The 24,049-nt window shown below is 22.5% G+C and carries 20 protein-coding genes; 10 read left to right on the forward strand and 10 right to left on the reverse strand.

All coding sequences use genetic code 11. The features are described from left to right. Positions 1-59 precede the first annotated feature (59 nt). Genes truA through metG form a run of 5 tightly spaced genes read left to right on the forward strand, consistent with a single transcriptional unit; the run spans position 60 to position 4,819 of the window. Positions 60-794 (forward strand): tRNA pseudouridine(38-40) synthase TruA, encoded by a 735-nt coding sequence (gene truA, locus AB6A63_RS00290; RefSeq protein WP_370430710.1) that lies wholly within the window; start codon positions 60-62, stop codon positions 792-794. Between the two features lie 14 nt (positions 795-808). After that, entirely contained in the window at positions 809-1,429 is a 621-nt protein-coding gene (tmk, locus tag AB6A63_RS00295) for a dTMP kinase (protein WP_370430711.1), read from the forward strand. After that, entirely contained in the window at positions 1,426-2,361 is a 936-nt protein-coding gene (locus AB6A63_RS00300; protein WP_370430712.1) for a hypothetical protein, read from the forward strand. Before tmk ends, AB6A63_RS00300 begins: the two co-directional genes overlap by 4 nt. An 18-nt stretch (positions 2,362-2,379) precedes the next feature. Continuing rightward, on the forward strand, positions 2,380-3,231 hold the full coding sequence (gene rsmI, locus AB6A63_RS00305; RefSeq protein WP_370430713.1) for a 16S rRNA (cytidine(1402)-2'-O)-methyltransferase: 852 nt from the start codon (positions 2,380-2,382) through the stop codon (positions 3,229-3,231). Positions 3,232-3,268: 37 nt separating this feature from the next. Further along, complete coding sequence (gene metG, locus AB6A63_RS00310) at positions 3,269-4,819, forward strand: methionine--tRNA ligase (protein ID WP_370430714.1); 1,551 nt, start codon at positions 3,269-3,271, stop codon at positions 4,817-4,819. 275 nt (positions 4,820-5,094) lie between these two features. Here metG and truB read toward each other — a convergent pair whose 3' ends face one another. The 3 genes from truB to AB6A63_RS00325 form a co-directional block, all read right to left on the reverse strand. Further along, a complete protein-coding gene (truB, locus tag AB6A63_RS00315; RefSeq protein WP_370430715.1) occupies positions 5,095-5,946 on the reverse strand; it encodes a tRNA pseudouridine(55) synthase TruB in 852 nt (283 codons plus the stop codon). A gap of 61 nt (positions 5,947-6,007) precedes the next feature. Further along, the gene (gene trxA, locus AB6A63_RS00320) at positions 6,008-6,310 is read right to left on the reverse strand and encodes a thioredoxin (protein WP_370430716.1); all 303 of its coding nucleotides are present in this window, start codon (positions 6,308-6,310) and stop codon (positions 6,008-6,010) included. 834 nt (positions 6,311-7,144) lie between these two features. Beyond that, positions 7,145-8,083, reverse strand: coding sequence for an HD domain-containing protein (locus AB6A63_RS00325; protein WP_370430717.1), 939 nt, complete (start codon positions 8,081-8,083; stop codon positions 7,145-7,147). Between the two features lie 349 nt (positions 8,084-8,432). Here AB6A63_RS00325 and AB6A63_RS00330 point away from each other — a divergent pair, with 349 nt between their 5' ends. After that, positions 8,433-9,086 (forward strand): hypothetical protein, encoded by a 654-nt coding sequence (locus AB6A63_RS00330; protein ID WP_370430718.1) that lies wholly within the window; start codon positions 8,433-8,435, stop codon positions 9,084-9,086. A 183-nt stretch (positions 9,087-9,269) separates the two neighbouring features. On the opposite strand, the gene AB6A63_RS00335 is transcribed toward AB6A63_RS00330, so the two are convergent. The 7 genes from AB6A63_RS00335 to nusA form a co-directional block, all read right to left on the reverse strand. After that, positions 9,270-10,463: a hypothetical protein gene (locus AB6A63_RS00335; RefSeq protein WP_370430719.1), complete on the reverse strand. Its 1,194-nt coding sequence runs from the start codon at positions 10,461-10,463 to the stop codon at positions 9,270-9,272. An 84-nt stretch (positions 10,464-10,547) separates the two neighbouring features. Beyond that, positions 10,548-11,834: a glucose-6-phosphate isomerase gene (locus AB6A63_RS00340; protein ID WP_370430720.1), complete on the reverse strand. Its 1,287-nt coding sequence runs from the start codon at positions 11,832-11,834 to the stop codon at positions 10,548-10,550. Between the two features lie 54 nt (positions 11,835-11,888). Beyond that, the gene (locus tag AB6A63_RS00345) at positions 11,889-13,346 is read right to left on the reverse strand and encodes an MATE family efflux transporter (protein WP_370430721.1); all 1,458 of its coding nucleotides are present in this window, start codon (positions 13,344-13,346) and stop codon (positions 11,889-11,891) included. 158 nt (positions 13,347-13,504) lie between these two features. Then, the gene (gene priA / locus AB6A63_RS00350; RefSeq protein ID WP_370430722.1) at positions 13,505-15,685 is read right to left on the reverse strand and encodes a replication restart helicase PriA; all 2,181 of its coding nucleotides are present in this window, start codon (positions 15,683-15,685) and stop codon (positions 13,505-13,507) included. 91 nt (positions 15,686-15,776) lie between these two features. Next, positions 15,777-16,121 (reverse strand): 30S ribosome-binding factor RbfA, encoded by a 345-nt coding sequence (rbfA, locus tag AB6A63_RS00355; RefSeq protein ID WP_370430723.1) that lies wholly within the window; start codon positions 16,119-16,121, stop codon positions 15,777-15,779. A 1-nt stretch (position 16,122) separates the two neighbouring features. Then, on the reverse strand, positions 16,123-17,928 hold the full coding sequence (gene infB, locus AB6A63_RS00360) for a translation initiation factor IF-2 (protein ID WP_370430724.1): 1,806 nt from the start codon (positions 17,926-17,928) through the stop codon (positions 16,123-16,125). Positions 17,929-18,156: 228 nt separating this feature from the next. Further along, a complete protein-coding gene (gene nusA / locus AB6A63_RS00365; protein WP_370430725.1) occupies positions 18,157-19,221 on the reverse strand; it encodes a transcription termination factor NusA in 1,065 nt (354 codons plus the stop codon). A gap of 521 nt (positions 19,222-19,742) precedes the next feature. On the opposite strand from nusA, the gene AB6A63_RS00370 reads away from it, so the two are divergent. From AB6A63_RS00370 to AB6A63_RS00385, 4 genes are all read left to right on the forward strand, one after another. Beyond that, on the forward strand, positions 19,743-21,278 hold the full coding sequence (locus AB6A63_RS00370) for a hypothetical protein (RefSeq protein ID WP_370430726.1): 1,536 nt from the start codon (positions 19,743-19,745) through the stop codon (positions 21,276-21,278). A 93-nt stretch (positions 21,279-21,371) separates the two neighbouring features. Next, entirely contained in the window at positions 21,372-22,199 is an 828-nt protein-coding gene (locus AB6A63_RS00375; protein WP_370430727.1) for a hypothetical protein, read from the forward strand. A 38-nt stretch (positions 22,200-22,237) separates the two neighbouring features. Continuing rightward, complete coding sequence (locus AB6A63_RS00380) at positions 22,238-23,692, forward strand: ATP-binding protein (protein ID WP_370430728.1); 1,455 nt, start codon at positions 22,238-22,240, stop codon at positions 23,690-23,692. A 129-nt stretch (positions 23,693-23,821) separates the two neighbouring features. Then, positions 23,822-24,049, forward strand: a 228-nt coding sequence (locus AB6A63_RS00385; protein WP_370430729.1) for a hypothetical protein, incomplete at its 3' end; no start/stop codon positions are given.

The following is a 24,049-nucleotide window of genomic DNA, read 5'->3' on the forward strand; positions in this document are numbered from 1 at the left end:
TAAAATATTAATAAATATATTTTTTTATTTTGGCAAATATATTCAAAAAGAGGTTTTGTTTGGGAAGAACTAATTATAAATTAATTTTGAGTTATGACGGTACGAATTATTATGGTTATCAAAAACAACTTAAATTCATAACAGTTCAATCAGTTTTAGAAAATGCATTATTTAAGGTAACTAAGAAAAAAATCCATACGATATCAGCTAGTCGTACTGATAAAGGTGTTCATGCGGAAGGTCAAGTTGTCAGTTTTCAAACTGATTTTCTTATTCCGCCTGATATTTTAAAAAAATCTTTAAATAAAATTATGCCTTGTGATATTTTAGTTGTTGATATTGAGATATTATCACATGATTTTCATGCGCGTTATCACACCAAATCTAAAATTTATAAGTATGTTTTTTCTAAAAAAGAATTAAATCCTTTTGATTGTCGTTTTCAAGTATATTTAAAAGATATCGATTTTTCTCTCATTAAAGAAGCACTCCATTTAATCGCAGGAGAGAAAAATTTTATCTTGTTTACTAGCAACAAAGATATAAAAAAAAGTACCATTAAATATATTTATAAAGTTTTTTTTGAAGAAACAAAAGAACAATTTTTACTTTTTTTTCATGGAAAAGGTTTTTTAAAACAGATGATTCTTTTGTTAGTAGGGTTTTTAATTTATATAGGACAAAGAAAAAAAAGTTTATTAGATTTTCAAGATATGTTAAATGTAAAAAATAATAAAAGATTTACTTTTGCAGCTCCTTCAAATGGTTTGTTTTTGCAAAAAATTTTTTATTAAAAAAGGAAAATATTATGTTTATTTCTTTTGAAGGCGGAGATGGTTCAGGAAAAACTACTTTATCTCAAATTTTATTTCAAAAAATGAGTAAAAAATTTCCTGTTATTTTAACAAAAGAACCTGGTGGAGGAAATTTATTTAATATTCGAATGCGAGAAATTTTAATTAATTTTTTTGATAAAATCGATTCCCATACTGAAGCTTTATTGTATGCAGCAGATAGAACAGAACATTTAAAAAAAGTTATTTTACCTGCTTTAAAAGATAATAAAATAGTTATTTGTGATCGTTATTTAGATTCATCTTTTGCATATCAAGGGTATGGAAGAGGTTTAGACGAAAATTTTATTAAAAAAATTAATTTTTTATCTTTACAACATTTACCTCAAATTACTTTTTATTTAGATTTAGATCCGAATATTGGTATTCAAAGATTAAAAAACACAAGAAAAAACAAAATAGAATATTTTGATTTAAAACAAATTACTTTTCATCAGAAAGTAAGAGAAGGTTTTTTAAAACTTTGTGATGAATATCCTGAAAGAATTCATAAATTAGACGCTAGCGCTTCTGTAGAAACGCTTGTATCTATCATCGAAAATAAAATTGAGAAGTTATTCCGAATAAAAATATGAAAAGTAAAATTTATTTATTAGAAAAATTTAAGACGATTATCAAAAATAAAAGATTAAATCATTTTTATATTATCGAAGATGAAAATAATGAAGAACAAAAAAAATTTATGTTCGAATTAGCATATGAATTTTTAAAAAAAGAAAATGATACTCCTCTTTTAAAACAACAGATTACAAATTTTTCTTATCCTAATTTTTATTATTTGGACGCTAATCAAAAAAATATTACTAAAGAAGATATTTCAGATATGAAATCGTATTTCGCTCAAACATCTTTAACAGAAGAAAAAAAAGTTTATGTTATTAATGGTATTGAAAATCTTTCGTATAAAATTTCTAATAGTTTGTTGTTTTTTTTAGAAAATCCTATTAGTGAGGACCATTTAGGTATTTTGTTGACTCGTGATTGTAATCTTTTATTGCCTACTATTTTATCTAGAGCACAAGTCTTTTCTTTAAAAGATGAAAATAAATATAATATGCCTCAATTACCCAAAAATCAAGAAATAGATGCTTTAGATACAGCTTTTATTTTTTTATTAAAAAATAATTTTCCTAAAGAAGAAAATTCCGCTTATTATTCAGATTTTAAACAATTTTTTTTATTTTTTTTAGATACTTTGCCAGAAAAAGACATTGTCGCTAAATTATTTTTTCAAAGTTATGATTTGAATAAAATCAAATATTTTTTGAATGATTTGTTATCTCTTTTGATGAGCTTTTTTTTAGATTTGTATTATTATAAAAATAATTTAAATGTTATTTTTCCTTCTTATTTATTTAAAAAAGAATTTTATGATAAATTAGATTTAAACAAAGTTTTAGATATTTTGGATGTTTTCATTGAAACAGAACAACAAAAAATATTTTTAGAACCTCATTTTTGTTTTATTTCTTTGTTGATTAAATTAGAAAAAGAAATTCAAATTTAAAAATATGAGTTTATAAATATGTTAATGAATCAAAAAACTTTTGTTGAAAATAAAAATATTTTATATTTGGTTTCGACGCCTATCGGAAATATGCAAGATTTAAGCTTTAGAGCTTTAGAAATTTTAAAAACAGTAGATTATATTTTAGTTGAAGATACGCGAGTAGCTCTGAAAATTTTAAATTTTTATAATTTTCAGAATAAATTAATTTCTTTATATAAATATAATGAAAAAGAACGTATTCAACAAGTTTTACTTTTATTAAAAAATCAGAATAATTTAGCTTTAATAAGTGACGCTGGTACTCCTTTGATTAGTGATCCAGGTCTTTTTTTGGTTCGAGCGGTTCAACAAGCTGGTTTTCATGTCAGTAGTGTTCCAGGAGCTTCAGCTTTTTTATCTGCTTTCGTTTTGTCTTCTTTCGATATACCTTTTTTATTTTTAGGTTTTTTACCTAAAAAAAAAGAACAAAAGAAAAAATTATTATCACAATATCGTTTTTTTGAATCTACTCTTATTTTTTATGAATCAGCTAATAGAATTTATGATACGTTAAAATCAATTCGTTATATTTACGGGAATAGAAATATTTCTTTATCTCGTGAATTAACTAAAAAATTCGAAAATATTATTAATGGTTCTTTGGACGAAATTTTGAATATAGAATTAACTCAAAAAGGTGAATATGTTTTAGTCATAGAAGGAAATAAAGATCCCGTCGCACATCAAGATTTAAGTTTAGAAGAAAATATTGTTTTTTTTATTCAAAGAGGATATACAGAAAAAGAATCTTTTGAAAAAGTAGCTAAATTGAAAAAAATTTCCAAAAAGACTATTTATAATAAATTCAAGATTAAACAAAATAATTAAAATAAGTTTATAAAAAAGAGGTTTATAAAAAAAATTAATGAATTCTAAATTACAGAAAAAAAATTTTTATATTTCAACTTCTATTGTTTATGCTTCTGCGATTCCACATATAGGAAATATTTACGAAATGATTTTAGGAGATGTGATAGCACGTTTTAAAAGATTAGAAGGTTATAATGTTTATTTCCAAACAGGAACAGACGAACACGGACAAAAAATAGAAAAAAAAGCATTACAAGCAGGACTACAGCCAAAAGATTATGTAGCAGGAATATCAAATGAAATTCGACAAATTTATGATAAAATGAATATCAAATATGATTCTTTTATTCGTACAGATAGCGCCTCTCATAAAAAAAAAGTTCAACAAATTATAGATAAGTTATTGAAACAAGGAGATATTTATTTAGGAGTTTATGAAGGTTGGTATTCTTTACAGGAAGAAAGTTATATTTTTGAAAAAGATTTAATTGATGGCAAAACATTAAGCGGTGAAACACCTATTTGGACCAAAGAAGAGGTTTATTTTTTTAAATTATCCAAATATCAAGATAAATTATTAAAATATTTAGAAGAAAATTTAGATTTAGTTTTTCCTCATTCTAAAAAAAAAGAAATTTTGAATTTGTTAAAAGAACCATTAGAAGATTTATCTATTTCTAGAACTTCTTTAAAATGGGGTATTCCTTTCTCTTTTGATTCTCGACATGTAGTTTATGTTTGGATCGATGCTTTAAGTAATTATATAACTGGATTAGGTTATTCTCCTGAAGGTTCTGATAAAAAATTTGAACAATTTTGGCCATGTGATTTACATCTTATAGGAAAAGACATTAGCAGATTCCATTTAATTTATTTTCCTATTTTATTAATGGCTTTAAATTTGCCTTTGTCTCGACAGTTTTTTATTCATTCTTGGATTTTGTTTAATAATAAAAAAATGTCTAAATCTTTGAACAATATTATTTATGTGGACGATTTATTGAAAACTTTTTCTGTAGATGCGATTCGTTATTTTGTTTTACATGAGATGCCTTATAATGATGATGGTGTTTTAACTCATGATCTTTTATTTGATAGATATAATACAGATTTAGTAAATACTATTGGTAATTTATTAAGTCGTACTTTAGGAATGATTAGTAAATATAAAAACGGCAAACTAGAAAAAAATAAAAAAATTTTTACTGAGCTTGCCGAAATTGATTTAGATAAAGAATCTGTAGAAACATTTAATTCTATTAAAGAATATATGAAATCTTATAAAGTAGGCGATTCTTTAGAATCTATTTTAAAATTATCTCGTTTATGTAACAAATATATTGATTTAGTTAAACCTTGGGAATTATTCCGTAAGGAAGAAAATTTAGATAAATTAGATTTCGTTTTATATCATTTAATAGAAACTATTCGTTTTATAGGAGTTTTATTACAACCTTTTTTACCGGAAACATCAAAAAATATTTTGGAACAAATTAAATCTGAAAATAATACTTTTGAAAGTATTCAAGAATTCGGTGTTACTAAACCTAAAGAATTACAATTAGAAAAAAATCTTTTCGAAAGATTAATTCAAAAAGATTTTTAATATATGAATTTTAATTTTTTTGTGTGTTTCTAAATACAAATTTCATCTTTGATTATATGTTTTGAAATTATAAAAAGATTAAAAAAAGAATAATAATCAAATTATTCATAAAATAAAAAAAAATTCAATTATCATCAATTAATATCGATAATAATTGAATTTTTATTTTTATATTTAAATTTATATTTTATGAAATAAAAAATATGTTTAGAAGGTATATATTTTGAGAATAAAATAATTTGTCTTAATTGTACTCTTCTCAATTTTAATTTTATTTAAAACAAATATTTTATTATATATTTGTTTTTTTTTATTGGTTCATAATAAGCGATATAATTATTTTGTTCATCTGTTACGACGAAAGGTTCGGTTGTGATAATTTGTCTTTCGTCCAGCATAATACCATTTTTAATTAATTTAATGAGATAATCATTTAAAATAATTTTTTGTGTGTCTTGGAATAAAATTTTAGCATCAATAAAATGGTCGAGCATGACTGTATCAAGATCATGAGCTTCTTTTAAATTATAAGTTCCTATTTTAGTTCTTATTAAACTTTTGATAACTCCAAAAGTATTTATTTTGTTAGCTAAATCTCTAGCTAAACTTCTAATATAAGTTCCTTTGGATACTTGGGCTTCAAAATTGATAGTATTTTCTTCTAAAGAACCTAACATTTGAAATTTATAGATAAAAACTTCTCTTGGAGGAACCGAAATTGCAACATTTTTTCTAGCCAAATGATATAATTTTTGTCCTTTAACTTTGATGGCTGAATACATAGGAGGAATTTGGAAATATTTTTTTTGATTAAAAAAACGAATATTTTCTTTTATTTCTTTTTCTGATAGGATAATATTTTTTGTTTCAATTAAATTGCCTGTTATATCCAAAGTATCATAATTATAATTAAACAAAATATTGCCTGTATATGTTTTATCTAAGTCATTAAATAAAAAAGATAATTTAGTGGCTTTATTTACTAAAATAATTAATAATCCTCCAGCTAAAGGATCTAAAATACCAGTATGGCCTACTTTATCAAAATTAAATTTTCTTTTTATAAAATTAACAACATCATGAGATGTCATATTTTGTTTTTTATTAATTAAAAAAAACCCGTTCATGAAAGAAATTATTATTCCCAAATTTTATTTTGTATTTTAATAATAATCGAAATTATTAATTTTATTTTAAAAAAGAATTTAATTCTTGTTCTGTACAAAGTCCTATTTGTCTTTTTGTTTCTTGACCGTTTTTAAACAATATTAAAGTAGGAAAACTTTTGATATTATATTTTAACACTAAATCAGTATATACATCGACATCAACTTTAACTAATTTTATATTTGTATCTTGTTCAAAAAAATTATCTACAATAGGCATTAATTTTTGACAAGGTACACACCAAGAAGCGTAAAAATCCAGTAAAATTGTTTCTTTTTGATTAATTAAATTTTCTATACTTTTAGTGGCATTTTCTTGGAACATATATCGATTTCACTCTTTTATTTTATTTTTATTTTTTTTAAATATGAATTGTTATTACAATATCCTTTTATATTATAATATTTATTTTTTTAAATTATAAATATATATTAGATATTTTTTTTAGAAAATAAAAAAATTTTAATTATTACTGATATTGGCGATAATAATTAAAATTTTATTTTTATATTTGAATTAACGAAATAAAAATAGATTTAGAAAATATATATTTCGAAAATAAAATAAATTTTCTTAATAATATGACACTCCTCTATTTTGTATTTCGGTATTTTCGTCTTCTCGTTTTCTCCAAAAACAAATAAAACCAGGAACAACAATGCAAGCTATAAAAGTAATATTAATTAATAATTAATATTTTGCCCTATCGTTATGAATTGCTTTTGCCATGAAATCATCACAAATTAACTGTTCTTGTTTTTCATGAGATTTTACTTTGTTTTTTTGAATCGTCCTTTAAACCAAGATATCTTAAATATAATTCTCTTGCGCCAAAACACACAAGAAATAATAAAAAAAATATAACACTCTTCTACCAGATATTTGTATCATATATATTATTTTATTTCTTTTTTATCTTTTATATATTTATTATCAATAAGGCAAATTTTTGATAACAAAATATAAAAAAATATTAGAAAAATTATCCTTTTTAAACATGCCAAAACAAATTAATAAATGTAAAATAAATATAATTTAATTATAACATAAAAAAATAATTAATCTTTTTCAGTATTTTATTAAATGTTTATTAATTTATTTTTTTATCATTTAAATATTGTCATAATATTTTTTATAATTATTTAAAATTGTCTCTAATTATAAATCAGGATTATAAAATTTTTTACCTTCGATGACAGATATATTTTCGGTAAATTCACCTTTTTTTGTTTTTTGTAAATATTCACCTAAAGTATTTAATTTAGCGTCTATATTGTCTAAATACCATAATATAAGAGCTTCTCCTATTTTAGGTTCTTTTGGCGAACCATATTCTAATAAACCGTGATGAGCAATCAATAAATGTTTTAAAAGTAAAATTTCTTCTGTATTTTGAATTCCTAATAAAATAGCTTCTTCCTGAATATCATTTACTCCTAAAACTAAGTGTCCTAATAAAACACCTTCTTTATTGTAATTTTTAGAAATAAAATCGAATTCTTTGATTTTCGCCATATCATGAAGGATAATTCCGCAATTTAATAAATCTTTATTTAAAAAAGGATATATAGTTGTTACATTGCTAGCCATTCTTAACATATTATAAGTATGATATCCTAAACCACCATAATAATTGTGATGCATTTTAAAAGCGGCCGGAGAAATCAAAAACTTTTTTTTGTTTTTTTGATATAAATTATTAGTTAATTGATATAAAGTAGGATTTTTGATTTGAGATAAATATTCATTAATTGTTTCATCAATTTTTTGAAAAGATATAGGAGCACTTGAAAAAAAAAGATTATAATAATAATAAATATTATCCCATTCCAACATATCTTCAATGAGATTATATTTTGAACCAAATAAAATATTTTTTTCTTTTTCGGTAGTAATATATTTGGCTTCAAATATATAAATTTTTTCTTTTTGAGGAAGTTCAGAATTCAAATCTAATTTTATATTGATACAAAATTTTTCTTCTAATAAAAGATCAACATTTATAAAATGTTCTCCTTTATTAATACTATTTAATTTTCCGATAAAACTAAATTCATTTCCTATTTTTTGATTTTTTAAAAATGTTGTTTGGTTCATATAATTTATATTCCTGTTTTTTTAAATATTACTTATCAAATTATTTTTTTAAAAAAATTAATTTTATTTTTTTTTGATTGATTTATTTTTATTATTGCTATTTTAGAAAAAAATTTTAATTATATTATGTTTTTAATATTAATTTTTTTAAAAAAAATAATGTAGATAATATAAAAAAATATATTAAATAATTTTTTTATTTGTGTTAAAATCATTTTGTATTATTAAATAAACGTTATTCCTTTTTAATAATATATATTTTTTTAATTTTTTATATATAAATAAAATATAATTTTTAAAAATTTATTTAATTTTGGTTTATTTGTAGCAATTAATCCAAAGGATAATAATGCATTTTAATAAGTGGAAAAAAAGTAAATTTCTATATATTGTTATTATTATTACATTTATTTTAATTTATTTTTTAAGTCGTTTTATATTAAATAAAATTCAACAAATAAATAATATAAATAAAGATAATATTAGGTTTCAAAAAATCAAAAAAGAAGAAAAACAATATACCAAATCTTTTAATTTAGTTCAAAAGTTAGCTTATTTGGGATTAAATAAATTTATGGAAGGATTAGGACAGGAAGGAAACAACGATTATAAACAAATTTTTCAAGGAGATCCAGAATTATTTATACAACATGTTTTGGAGGGTAATTTAAAAACAGTTAGTACTCCGTTAATTTACGGTACTATTAATTTTGTTAGTGAAATTTTTAAAAAAAATATTCGTTTGTCGGTAAATAATAATGCTGTTCTGTTCACAAATAATCCTTCAATGTCTTTAAATGAAGTAGATATTTTGAACATCAAGATACTTAATCGTTGTAATATTCATTTTTATATTCAAACTCCTGAAGATACTCCTTCAGATGGTTATTGTTTTTTTCATGCTTTAAATACTGCATTACAAAAAGAAGCTCCTGAATGGACTAATAAAATTAATCGTTTTATTGAGTCTAATTCTTTAAAAGAAATTAACACCTTTATATAATTAATTTATGAAAAACAATTAAATTAATTAAATTTATTGAGTCTAATATTTAATAGTTTTAAAATATTAAAAAAATTAATTTTATAAAAACAAAAAATATTATTTTGTTTCAAAAATAAAATTTCTTTTTAACATTAAAAAAACAAGTTTCTGATTAATCTGAAACTTGTTTTTTATATTATATTATCGTTGGTGTTTTCTTAAATATGAATTATTACTTGATTTGTACGAAATTTTATATTTTGTTTCGTTGAAAGTATATGTACCTTGTTTTAAAATTTCATTCCAATTTTGTTGGATGAAAACTAATTCGTCATTACTTATTGGTTCATAATCAACTAATATTCTGAAAAAATTATTTCTACGTTCTTTTAAAACCGAAGTTGGTGGTGTTGTATTTTGTGTTGGAACCAATGCAGTAGACGGAACAAAATTATTTGAGTTAGCAGATGCAGCAGAATTAGTTTGAAAGTTTTTTTGAATCTTGTCTAATGGAACGAATTTGTCGCTGGACAGAGTCAAATTATTTTTTAACAATTTGTCAGTTGTAGAAGATGTTTGTTTGAATTTATAACGGTAAGAAACTTGATTCGCAAAACCTGTGTCAGTTATTTCTTTGAATGTCTTTTCATTTAAAACAGGAGCGTACCATAAACCGCTCAACGGAAAGAAAATTAAAAAAATTCCTAAACTTAAAAATAACATCTTAATTTTTTGGTTTTTCATTATTTCTTCTTTTAAAAATGACAAACCTAAAATAGTCGGAGTTAACGGTAAAAATAAAAAGAAAATTTTTAAAATATTAAAAATTAATCCTTGAAGAGTATAAAAAGAATTTAAATTAAGTTCACTAATAGCGGAATCATTTTCGTTTTGTTGTATAGTTGATAAAAATTGTACAATCACTATATATATTAAAGGATATAAAAAAGAAATTAACAAACTTCTTTTTTTCTTAAACATATTACTGTTATCTAAAAAAATATAAAAAATTAAATATAAAGAAGGTAAAATGATTTGATGTAATCTAAAAAAGAAATTAAAAAGGTTTTCTTTGTTTAATAATAAATCAATATTGGAAGCCATTTCTGAAGAAGAAAAAATAAGAGTTATACAAGAAGAAATTAAAGCAGTAAAAGCTAACCAATAATAAATTTTATTGTCTTTATATTGTGTGATATTGATAAAAAATACAATTAAAATTAAAATATTAGTGATACTAGGATGTGAAAAAATGATAGCACTTTTAAAATTGTTAGCTTTAATAGTGCTCATAACAATAACGAATAAAGTTAAGAAACTAACAACAAAAGTACCTACAAAAAATAAATATTTAATGATATTATGAAAAGTGAATTTATTTGAATTTTTAGTCATATTTTAGTCCTTCTAATGAAATATTTTTTTAAATTTTTTAAATTAATAAAAAATCTTTTGCGATTTTTTTAAAAAAAAGATTTTTTATTTGTTTAAAAGCGATAACATTTTCTTTTTATAAATTTCTACTCCAGGTTGATCAAAAGGATTGATATCTAGTAAAAAACCAGATACAGCACAAGCTTTTTCAAAAAAGTAAATAATATAACCTAAATTATATGCGTCTATTTGCGGAATACAAATTTCAATATTTGGAATTTCGCCTTCTATATGAGCTTGTTTAGTTGCTTTCATAATTTTTTGATTTATGTCTGAAAATGATTGGCCTGCTAAATAATTTAAATTATCTAATTCGTTTTCAATTTTTGGAATAATATAATCATCATTATTATCATGTGCATTTAATATCGTTTCAAACATTATTTTAGAACCTTCTTGAATAAATTGTCCTAAAGAATGTAAATCTGTTGAATTGTTAATAGCACTTACAAAAAGTCCTTTATTTTCTTTTCCTTCTGATTCCGCAAATAATTGTTTCCACCATTCAGCAAAAAAAGATAAATGTGGTTCATAACTAACTAATAATTCAATCTTTTTATTTAATTTAGTATGTAGTAAAAATCTAGCGACTGCATATTGATAAGCTAAATTTTCTTTTATATTGTTAGTTAAAGTATCTTGATAACCTTGTAAGGAACCTTTTAAAATTTCTTCAACATTTAAATCTGCAAAAACAAAAGGTAAAATTCCTACAACAGTTAAAACACTGAAACGACCACCGATAGAATCAGGAATAAAAAACGTTTCATAACCTTTTTTTTTAGCGATTTTTAATAAAATACCATTTTCGCTATCTGTTGTAACGTAAATATAATCTTTCGCTTTTTCAAGACTATATTTATTTTCTATTTCTTTTTCTAAAACTCTAAAAGATAAAGCTGGTTCTAAAGTAGTACCTGATTTAGAAATAACATTGATAGCCCATGTTTTATTTTTTAAATAACGAATTAAGTTTGCTAAATAATTACCTGATACTTGATTTCCAGCAAAAAGAATTTCAGGTTTATTTTTTGGAAAAGGTTTTTTTAAAGATTCTATTACCGCTTTCGCTCCTAAGTAAGAACCTCCAATGCCTATAACTACTAAAACATCTAAATCATTATTTTTATTTTTTATTTTTTTAATTCTTTCGATGTCTTTTTGAATATTTGTATCTAACGGTAATTTTAGCCAACCTAAATATTTTTTTTGCAATTCAATATTTTGATGTAATTCGTTATGTATCTGGGATACTTTTGGTTGGATTTTTTGTACTTCATCTTCCCAATTGATAAAATTTTGTATACCTTCTAAATTTAGTGTTAAACTCATAATTGTGTCTCCTATTTTTTAAAAATTAAATCCAAGAAAATTTTGTAGATAAAATTATTTATTTGATTCTATTTTTTTGGTTTGTTTTATAAATTGTATAAATAAAATTGTAGTTACTATTAAAACGACAATATTGCTTATAGATGTACTTAATCCAAATGATAAATATCCATCGTCTGAAACACAAAATTCATGAAAGAACCATAATAAAAATATTCTGGTTATAATTCTTAAAATATTTAATAACAAAACAATATTAGCATTTTTTTTATAAGACATAATATAAAACATCATCATAGAAGCCCAAATAGAGGTAAACAAAGACATTTGTTCAAAAAATAAAACTGTTTTAAAACCATCTTTTTCTGATTGAGCAAATTGTTTACTAGCCGGATTTAAAATCTCGAGTAAAGATATTCCAAAATATTGGTTTAATATAACACCTATAATACCTATAATTAAAGTAATAACGAAAACATTTTTAAATATTTTTAAAGTTTTTTGGTTTTTGGATATTTCTGCTTGTTGAGATACTAATGCTGTTTGACCGTCTTCAAAAGATTGAGAAACAACATATAAAATTCCATTGACTACAGCAGCTAATGTAACGATACCTAATAATTTGTCTCCGTAATAATTTGTCGTCATATCATTAATAAATTTTTTTCCGATATCATAAGTTGTTTTTCCAATTACTAAAACACCTGATAATTTTAAAATATTATGAACTACGTCTTTAGGAAAAGTTAATTTACTAAATTCTAGTCTAAATTCATTTTTTTTATTGAACATAAAATAAAAAGCTAAAAGAGTAATAATAAAATTAGAGAAGAAATCAGCCCAAGCTAAATGGACCATATTAATATTATGGCCGAACATATGTTTAAAAGCAAAAGAAAAAACGATTCTTGCTGTAATATTTAAAATATTCAAAAATAAAACAAAAAAGTTTTTGCTTTTGGATCTTTCTAAACCTAAAAAGACAGAATTGATTGTTATTAAAACAAATGTTATTAACGAAATATTATAATATTCTAATCCGCCATCTACCCAAAAATCTTTTTTTAAAAAAATTTTTTTACCTATAAAAGGAATATAATTCCCTAAACAAAAAAATAAAAAAATAATTAAAGCGCTTATAGAAGCTATAAAAAAAACTAATACAGCATATTCTTTTGCTTTTTCTTTATTATTTTTTTTATATTCTCTCGAAACTAAAACAACTCCTGCACCACCTAAAGAGATCGCGATACTTTGTAGTACTTTTTTAATTTGTTTCAAATAACCGATCGTGCCTTCTAGTCTTTTTTGATCAGGTTTTCCGCCTATAATATAATAATCTATTGCAGAACCTAAATGTTGAAATAATAAATATAGACATATTGGCAAACTAGCAATAATCAGTTGAATCCAAATAGGAAGTTCTTTTTTCGGTTCTGGATTAGGATTAGTTGTAATTTGATTTTCTAAAGATAAAGTTTTTTGCATAATTATCCACAAAAAATCTTTCATTTATTTTTACTTTTTTAAAACAATAATTTTTAACCTTAAATAGAGAAGTTATACCATTTAAATATTATATAAAAATTTCTGAATTATTTCACAAAAAATATTAATTTTTAATTGTTATATATTGATTAAAATAACGGAATTTTCTTTTGTATTCATAATTAAATAATATTAGCGAAACGATTAAATGAGATAAAAACATTTTCATTGAGTTTTTGACGAGTAATAAAATTTAAATTCAAAGGCCAATCTTGGTATTTTAAAGTTAATAACATCCTATATTCTTTGTTTTTATAAAAAATTAAAGGATAAGAAGGACCTAAAACTTTTATTTTATGTTCTATATTATTTTCTAAAATTTTTTTTATTTTTAATGTGATATTTGAAACTTTATTCAAATTTTTATCACTTATTAAAATTTTACTGACGAATTTAAAAGGAGGATTTTGAGTTATTTTTCTTTCTTCTAAAATATTTTCCAAAAAAGGAAATATTTTAGAATTATGAAATTTTTTAAAAACATAATGAACTGTATTATAACTTTGAATTATCATTTCTCCTTGTTCTGAGAGATAATTAGACATTTTAGTTAATATTTGAAAAGTTTTTTCTGTCGCTTTAAAATGATTTATATTTAAAAGGATATCAGCCATTATGATCCCGACTGTTTCTATTGGAGGCAGTTTTAAATTTTTGGCTATCATTTCTGTTCCTAGTAAAACATCAATTTTATTTTTTTCTAATTTTTTTAAAATACTTTGAAATGCTTTAGTATTTTTGATAGATTCAGAATCGATTCTCGCTAAATTAATATGAGGGATTTTTTTGAGTAAAAATAATTCTATATATTCGATACCTAAGCTAACATTTTTGATTGTATTTTGAGAACAATGAGGACATCGAGAATGAAATAATTCATTATGATTACAAAAATTACATTTTAAAATTTTTTGGTTTTGATTAGAAGTAAATAAAACTAAATTTCGATTACATTTTTGACATTTCGGGATAAAATTACAAAAATGACACAAAACAAAAGGAGAAAAACCTTTCACATTGATAAATAAAATGGTTTTTTTCTTTTGTTCGATATTAGAATGTAACTGCTTTAATAAAGAAGAAGATAAAGGTTCTAAATTACCATTTTTTAATTCTTTTTTCATATCGATTAATTGATTTTGGATTTTATTTTTAGATTCGATTAAATTAAAAAATAATATTTCTTTTTTTTTAATACGAGAATAACTTTCTGCTGAAGGGATTGTGGTGAAAAAAATCAAAGGAATTTGATGATAACGAGCTCTAATAATGGCTAATTCTTTAGAATCATAATTAGGATTTTTTTCTTTTTCTATTAAAGATTCGTCATTTTCTTCATCAAAAATAATTACTCCTATTTTATTTAAAGGAGCGAAAATACTTTTACGTGCTCCAATAATAATGAAAATTTTTTCTTCTTGAATATCTAAAATTTGTTGATAATTTTTTTCTAAATTAGAATCACTATTAAAAATATGGATAGGAATTTCAGGAAAATATTTTTGAATTTGTTGTTTTAAAAAATCAATTAAAATAATTTCCGCTACTATAATTAAAACTTGTTTTTTATTTTTTAAAGAATTTTCTATTATTTTTAAATATATTTGAATTTTTTCTTCATGAAGTTTATAAAGTAGTAGAAAATTATTGTATTTGTTGAATTCCAATTTTTCCCAAAATAAATTTTGTTTTGGATTTAAAATAATTTCAGAATTTAATTTATTTGGTATTTCATCCCAAGAAGGAGCGATAGAAATTAAATTTTCTTTTTTTGGGCGATAATCTTTTTTAGAAATGATAATTTGAATTTTAATTATTTCTTTATTTTGAAGTTCTAATAATTTTTGTTTAGAAATAAATCGATCTTTTAAAGTTAATATTTTTTTTTTGTTGAAATATTCTTTTATTTCTAATGGAAGTTTTTTTTCATCAAGTATTTTAATTTCTTGACTAAAATTAGGAAAAAAACTTTTAGGTATAATTGTATTATAAGCAGAAGTAATATTGATAAAAGGTATTTTTAATATTTCTTCTGCTAATAAAAAAAGTTCTTCATTTAAAAAAGGCACAGTATCTAAAATGTATTCAATTGTTTTAATATTTTTTTTTGACTCAGAAGCAAAATGACTTTTATTTTTTATTTTTAAAATATATCCTAAATGAGGAGTATTTTTACGACCAAAAGGAATAATAACCCTCATTCCTCTTTTTGTTGTTTTTTTATATTCTTGTGGAATAATATAATCAAAAAATTTGCGTAAATGAGGAATTTTATTGTCAACTATAATTTCTGCATATAACATTAGTTGGTTCCTTTTGGATATTTTTTCAAAAAAAGATATTAAAAATAAAAAAAGATAAATATTTTGTATTTATCTTTTTTTAAGTATTTTTTTATTTTATTATATTATTTAGAAGTTTATCAATTTTTTTACTATAAGTTAAAGATTCGTCATATTTAAATATTAATTCAGGAATTTTTTTTATATGTTTGATTTCATTCGCTAATTTAATACGAATTTCTTTTTTGTTATCTTCTAAAATTCTCAGAGTAGTATTTATTAATTCTTCTTTATCGTTTAAAATAGTAAAAAAAACTTTGCAAAAAGACAAATCATTAGACAAATCAACATCCACTATATTAATATAACCTATCTGTTCGTTTTTAATTGTATCATTAACTATATTGACTAATAATTCGTGGATTAAACTAGCTCTTCTTTTGTTCGAAACATTCATATTATACTACCTTTTCTATTCTAGATGATTCAATTATATCATTTATTTGAAAATTATTAAAGTTATCTAATAAAATACCACATTCATGTCCTTTTATGGCGCTATTGATATTATTTTTTAAATGTTTCAAGGAAACAATTTTCCCTTGATAAATTGTTTCATTATTACGAATTACTTTAGCAAAAGCGTTGTTGTAAATAGTTCCTTTGATAACATAACAACCAGCTATATTCCCAATAGAACTTATGCTAAATATTTTTTTAATTTCGGCTTGACCTGTAATTACTTCTTTTGTAACTGGTTCAATTAATTTTGTTAATTTTTTCTCTATATCTTCGATTAGTTTATAAATAATATTATAGTTTTTAATTTCTACTTTGTTATTTTTAGCGGCTTTTTCTAAAGCATTATTAATAGGATTATTAAAACTAATTAATAAAGAATCAAAATTATTAGCGAAATCGATATCATTAAAATTAATCATTCCCACAGAAGCTTTCAAAATATTAATTTTTACTTGGGGAATTTCTAATTTATTTAAACTTTCAATAATAGCTTCTAAACTTCCTTGAGTATCAGCTTTAATAACAACATTAAGCGAAGCAGGTTCTTTTTCGAGATCAGAATTTAAAATATTATCATTTATTGTGTTTTTATTTTCGTTTTGTAATTGTTGTTCTTTAGAATTTTTTTGTTTTTGTTCGATTATTTGTTTTGCTACTTTTTTATCAGAAACTACTTCAAAAGCGTCTCCTGCTTCTGGAACTGTTTCTAATCCTGTAACTAAAACAGGTTGTGAAGGATAAGCTTTTTTTAAATTATTTTTTAAATCATCTTGAATAGTACGAATTTTTCCATAAGTATTGTTGCCAGATATGATAGTATCTCCGATTTTTAAAGTTCCTTGTAATGTAATCAAAGTAGCCGAAGGACCTCTATTTTTATCTAAACTAGCTTCTAAAACAACTCCTTGAGTGTTCGCTGTCAGACTTGTTTTGATATTTTTCATTTCGTGAACTAATAAAATCATTTTTAATAGATCGTCAATACCTGTTTTTTTAAAAGCAGAAATTTCGATATAAGGAGTTCTGCCACCCCATTCTTCTGGAATTAAATCTAAAGCAGATAATTCATTCATGATACTTTCTTTTTTATTATTTAATTTATCTATTTTATTAATTACAACAATAATTTCTACTTGAGCATTTTGAGCATGTTTTACAGATTCAATTGTTTGTGGTTTTACTCCGTCATCAGCGGCCACTATTAAAAGACAAATATCAGTTACTTGAGCTCCTCGAGAACGCATTTGAAAAAAAGCTTCATGACCCGGACTATCTATAAAAGTAATTTTTTGGTTATTATAATTAATTTCATAAGCTCCTATATGTTGAGTGATACCACCGAATTCTTTATCTACTAAACGAGTTTTTCTAATAGTATCTAAAAGAGTAGTTTTTCCATGGTCTACATGCCCCATAATAGTAACAATAGGAACTCTTTGTATTAAATCTTGATTTTTTTTTGCTGATTTTGACTCTTTTTTTTCTTTAATAGTATTATTTTTTGATTCGAAAATAACTTCGATATCTAAAGATGAACCTAATAATTCGATTTCTTCTTTTTTTAAAATTTGATTAATATTAGTTTTAATACCAAGCTCTATGAATTTTTTAATTAAAAAAACATTAGAAATTTCTAGAATGTTAGCTAAATCTTGAACGGTATGCTTAGCATTGAAAATATATTTTTTTATTCTAATTTTTTCATTAGAAATGTTGTTATCATTTTTTTTTTCTTCATTCATATTTTTTCGTTTTATTTTCCTTGTTATGATTTTTTATTATTCCAAAAATAAAATATTTTTAAATAATAAAATTTCTTTATTTAAGTTTATTAATAGACACAATTTAATTGATAATTAATAAATTTACTTATCGTTAAGATTATAATTCAAAATATATTGGATTGAGATAAAATTTTTCATTTATTTTTTTTAAAAACTTGTTATATATTTCAAATTTTGTCAATTTATTCAATCTGTTTTGACAGAAATATTCCAATTAGTAATTTGGCTAGCTAAACGAATATTATTACCGGATTTGCCAATGACTAAAGAAATTTGACTTTTATCCACTAAAACAGAAGCTATTTTTTTATCTAAATCGATAATATTGATCTCTTCAATTTCAGCTGGTTGTAAAGCGTTGTTGATTAATTCTTTTGGATCTTCACTCCACAAAAATAAATCTACCTTTTCGCCTTTTAAAATTTTAATAATATTTTTTATTCTACTTTTTTTTTCTCCGATACAAGAACCAATAGCGTCTATTGAAGGATTATTCGATAATAAACCTATTTTAACTCTTGATGAAGGAAAACGAGCGATATTTATAATTTGAATAATTCCTTCTTGAATTTCAGGAATAAATTCTTTGAAAATTTCAAGAACAAAATTTACATGAGTTCTACTTATTAAAATTTTAGGTAATTTAGTAGTTTTTTGCACTTCTGTCACGTAAATTTGTATTCTTTCATTAATTTCGAAATCATCATTAGCTAATGTTTCTTTTTTAGGTAAAATAGCTTGTAATCCTTTTTCTAATTCTAAATTAAAAAAATTTTTGTTAATAGCTACTACTTTGCCATTAATTAATTTATTTTCATAATTTTTAAAAAAATTGTAAATATTTTCTCTTTTGAATTTAATTAATTCTTCGTTGAATTTGTTTTTGAAATCTCTACTAGCGTAAAAACTAAAATCTTTAGGATCAACTTCGACATAAATAATCTCACCTATTTTAGCGTTTTTCTTTAATTTACGCCCTTCTTCTAAACTAATATAAGTTATTTTTTTGGCTTCAAGATTTTCATCTGTTTGGACTTCGTCTGTTTTAGTTTCTTCCATAACCAAATATTCTTGATACAATGAATATTCTTCATATTTTTTATCAAAAACTAATTTACAACTTTTCACTTGACCATTTTTTTTACAACCATAAATTAAACTTTTTTCAAAAGCTTCTAATGTTTGTTCTTTATTTAGTTCGTATTCTTTCGCTAATGTTTCAATATTATTTAAAAAATTTTTAGTTTTCATATTAGTTTATTAATTGTCCTTTTATACAATGATTTAATGTTATTTTTTATAAAAAATAAAATACTGTTATATAACATTTTAACATTTTTATTTTTTGATTAAAACAAAAATGTTAAAATTTATTAATACAAATAAATATTTATTGATTAAAATTATTTTTTTTGAATTAAAAAAATGAATATTATTTATAAATTAATAGTATTTTCTTATATCATTAATAAGATGTGTTAAAAAATTATTTTTTTATCCATTTTAAAATGGAAAATAATTTTTTTGGTATTTTTTTAATTATTGAACGTTTAGATAGAAGCAACTAAAATTTATCATCAAAAATTTTTTTTGCTATATATAAATATTAAATTATTATATATTAATATAAAATATAGTTAAATAATATAAAATTAATTTTTTCGTTTTTTTATAATATATAGTCAATTTTTATTCAAAAAACTTTTTTAAATAAAAATTTTTTTAAATAGAAAGAAAGGTTTTTTTATGATTTGTTTCAGCAAGATAAAAAAATGAAAAATAATACAAAGAAATTCATTATTCCTTTATTATTCTTAATTAGTTTTATTTTTTTTGCGTTCGTTATTTTCTGTTTTGTCAATTCAAAGAAGGAACCGAAGCTTTCTTTAGAAGAAGAAATTTATAATTTAAGATCAGATATAATTCCTCAAATTTATGTTGAGAGCAAAAAAAGACTAAAAAGCCAAGCAGAAATAAATACAAGACAAGAACAAATAGATAATTTTATAAATGAATTACAATTAAAAGAACAATTATTAACACAAGCAAAGAGAACATTAAGAGAAAAAGAAAATTTGTTAAATAGGGCAAAAAACGAATTACAAGATTTAGAAAGAGAAAAAGAGGAAAACCAGAAATTAATAAGCAAAAAAGAACAACAATTAATTTCAGAAAGAAATAGATTATATTATGAACAAAACAAACAGATAAATCAAGACATACATACATTGCACATTCGATTACAAGAACTTCTAATAAGTATAGAAAAAAACAAATCTTTAATATCTAGAACTACAACAGAAATACAAAGTGAAAAACAAGAAATATCACAATTAAACAACAAAATAACACATTTAAAAGACTTGAAAATTTGGCCACTAAAAGAAAAGATTTGTGAAGAAAACAAAATCAAATATAAATTCGAAAATTATTTATTACTTAGATCTTTTTATATATCTGTAGAAAAAATTTTGAAATTAAAAGAAGAAATGGATTCTTTTTTGCAAGAATTAAACAAATATAATTCTTCTTTTGTAAATGCCAAAAATAATTTAGAGTTTATGCTTAATGAAGCAAAAATGTCTTCTGAATTAATTAATTTATATACATCAAATAAATTATTATTTCCCTTTTTAGATTCAATAAAAAAAGATTTTGAAACAGAAGAATATAAGAAAAAAGAAAAAACAGCATTTGATGAATATATAAAACAAGAAAAACAACGTATAGAAGAAAAGGAAGTATTAAATTTTAGAATTCATAAACTAGAAGATAAAAAAGAATACTTTAAAAAAGTAATTCAAATTATGGATAATATAGAAGAAAAATATACAGACTTAAAATTATCAGATCGTACAGATAATTATATAAAAGAAAAAAAAAATAAAGGATTATTGCCAGATTTTATAAAAATAGAAAATAACAAAGTTATATTTTCTATAAAAAATTCAAAAGAAAAAATAAGCGAAAATATTTTTGAATCCCAAGATACAGATAATAACCAAAAATATGTTTCAACAAAAGAGGACAATTGGACAGCGCCATATAAGCAGAAATTTAATGATAAATTTCATTCATCTTTATCTTCAGATGATAAGAACAAATTTCATAGCGAGAATGAATTTAGACAAATTATTAAAGATTTTGCAGAAAAACATCAAATTAACAACAAAGATTATTTCAACTCAAGAAAGTGGATTTCTCCTTTAGGGTTTATAGGACTTGAATATTGTTTAAAAGATGAGTGTACATATAAAAATATTTTACCTTTTTTGATTCAAGTTATAAATGAATTTTTGGTAATTTAACTTAAATCAAAAAAAATATAAAATTTTTTCAAAGAAAGAAATAATAGAAATTTATATTATTGATTTTTATTAAATTAAAGGACAAAAAAACAAATGTTTGAAAAAAATAATAATTTTTATTCAAAGACAAATATTTTAAAAATTTTTATTTTTTTGGTATTTGTTATTTTTATTTTAGCAACAACTATTTATAATTCTATTGAACGTCAATCAATTAAAAAAGAAATAGAAAATATAAATAAAAAATCTTCACAAAAATTAGAAAAAGAATTATATTCACAAGCAGAAAAAACGGCAAAAGAACTGGCGGACGAATTATCAAAAGCAATTGTTAAAGATTCAATGGGTTCAAACCGAATAACAGAACAATTAAATTCTATTTCAGGTAAAGTATCTGGTGATTTTACTCTATTAAAGAAACGTAACGAAGAAAACGAACAAGATAACACAAATAGATCGATTTTTCAAAAAGTCAAAGAATATTTAGCTAATGATAATAGTCCTTTATTTCGTATTGCAGATAATTTATTGAAATGTTGTAATGAATTAGATAGACAAAAAGGACAGATATCAGAGGAAATACAATTAGCTTTGTCTCGAAGACAAAATGACTCAGCAATAGAACAAATTATAAACAACAAACAAACACAACAAGATAACATAAATAAAGGAAGAAAATATTTAAAAAATATGGCTGATATTTTAAATATATATTTTTTTATAAAACCTGAATTAAGTAATCAATTTTTGTCCGATGATATCGATCCTTATAAGAAGTTTTTATTAAGAAAAATAGATAGTCAATTAGGTAACAGTTTGAATATTTTAGCTGAAATAAATCGCCAAATGATTGATGGAAGAAATAATAATCAAAGTGATAGTTTACCACAAATATTCAGAGATCTTTTGTTGTCTTGGTAGATAATAAATAAATATATCGATTTAAAGGATTTTTTAAAATGAAAAATAAAAACGAGTTTTGGTTATTTGTATTGATTGGATTAACGTTATTATTAAGTATTAGCACATTTTTTATAACTTTAGGACAGAAGTTTTCTAATTTTAATAATGATAGATTGGAAGACGTCGGTAATCCTCTAGAACACAAACCTGCTTCCTTTGAGACAGATAATTCTTCTAATGGTTTAGTTGACTTATTGACTCCTCCCGAAATAAATTATGATTCATTTAATGGTTTTGACAAAGTTTATGGTTTAGAAGAACAAATAAGAATATTAAAAGAAGTACAATCCAGATTCGCAAAACCAGATCAATATCTTATTCAAAAAAACCAAAACGAAGCCAAAAAATACATAGCTCAAAACACAAATAAAAATACAACAAGTGAATTACCAAAAGGAATTATTTTTTACGGTCCTCCTGGTACCGGTAAAACTTATTTAGCTAAATGTTGTGCTAAAGAATTTAAAATGAATTTTTATATAATTACTCCAGCAGATAGTTTAAAAGAAATTGAAGAAAAATTTCTTCGTGCAAGAAAAAACAGTCCTTCTATTATTTTTGCAGATGAAGCCGAAGAGATAGTTAAAACTCGAAACGGTAGCGTTCCATTATATCCAGATGATACTAAAAAAACAGATTTAATATTAGCCGAGATAGATGGTGTTAAAACTCGAAAAGATAAACCTATTTATTTTATAGCTGCTACTAACTATTTAGACAAAATAGATAGTGCTATTCAATCTCGTTTAGAAAAAATGTATTTAGGAAATTACAAACCAGATGAAAGATTAGGATACCTTGACATTATGTCCAGAAAGTATAATATTCATCATGATGCACATAAACATTTAAAAACAATAGTAGAAAAAATTAATTATGCTGAACAACATAAAGAACAGCTTACTTTAGAAATAATAAAAGGAATTAGAAATTTACCAGCAATAGGACTGAACGAAAGAAATTCTAGCGCTAAAACAATGGAAGAATTATTCAAACAACAAGACCTTTTAAATGCATTAAAAGAACATAATGTTAAAGGGATTCCGACAAAACAATACTTAGCAGAACTTTTTCTAAACAAATTAGAAGCAGATTCTCAAATGCTTACAGTTAGCGAAAGAGACAAATTTCAACAACAATACAACACACTTAGCGATGATGAATATTATATGTTCGTGACAACTTTAGATAAAGTAAAAACTCATTTTGATGATTTTACATCAGCTAGAAAATTAGAATTTTTGATTAATAAGGCGGCTAATAAAGCTGGTTTATATTCCAAATCGCGTGCACTTTCAAATGGAATGGAAGCACCAGTAATTCTTATATCTGATTTAGAGGAATCTTTAGCAGAATATTTAGGAACACTTTCGTCAAAATACAAAAAAGAGACTAAAATGCCAAATATGCCAGATAATCCAGTGCCTCCGAGCGCAAGTCCGCAAAATTGATTTTATACAAATTCAATACATAATAATTAACAATAATTTTTTTAAAAAAACTAAATTTTAAAAATAATAGAGAGAATAAAATATATAATAGTGAAATTAAATAAAAGAAGTAAATTGTGTTTTTATATTATGATATATTTTCTATTATTTAATTTTTATATTTATTTTTTTAATATAAAAAGAAAAGATATATCTGTATATGTTTTAGGTTATACTCCTTCAAAAACAGTTGAAATTTCTGATTCTGATATGAATCAAGTTATTGAACCTTTAACAACAGCTCCAACTGCAAATAATGAACCGTCTTCACAAATTCCTTCACAAACAGTTGAAATTTCTGATTCTGATATGAATCAA

It is taken from the genome of 'Camptotheca acuminata' phytoplasma (genome assembly GCF_041276565.1).
GTDB lineage: Bacteria > Bacillota_I > Bacilli_A > Acholeplasmatales > Acholeplasmataceae > Phytoplasma.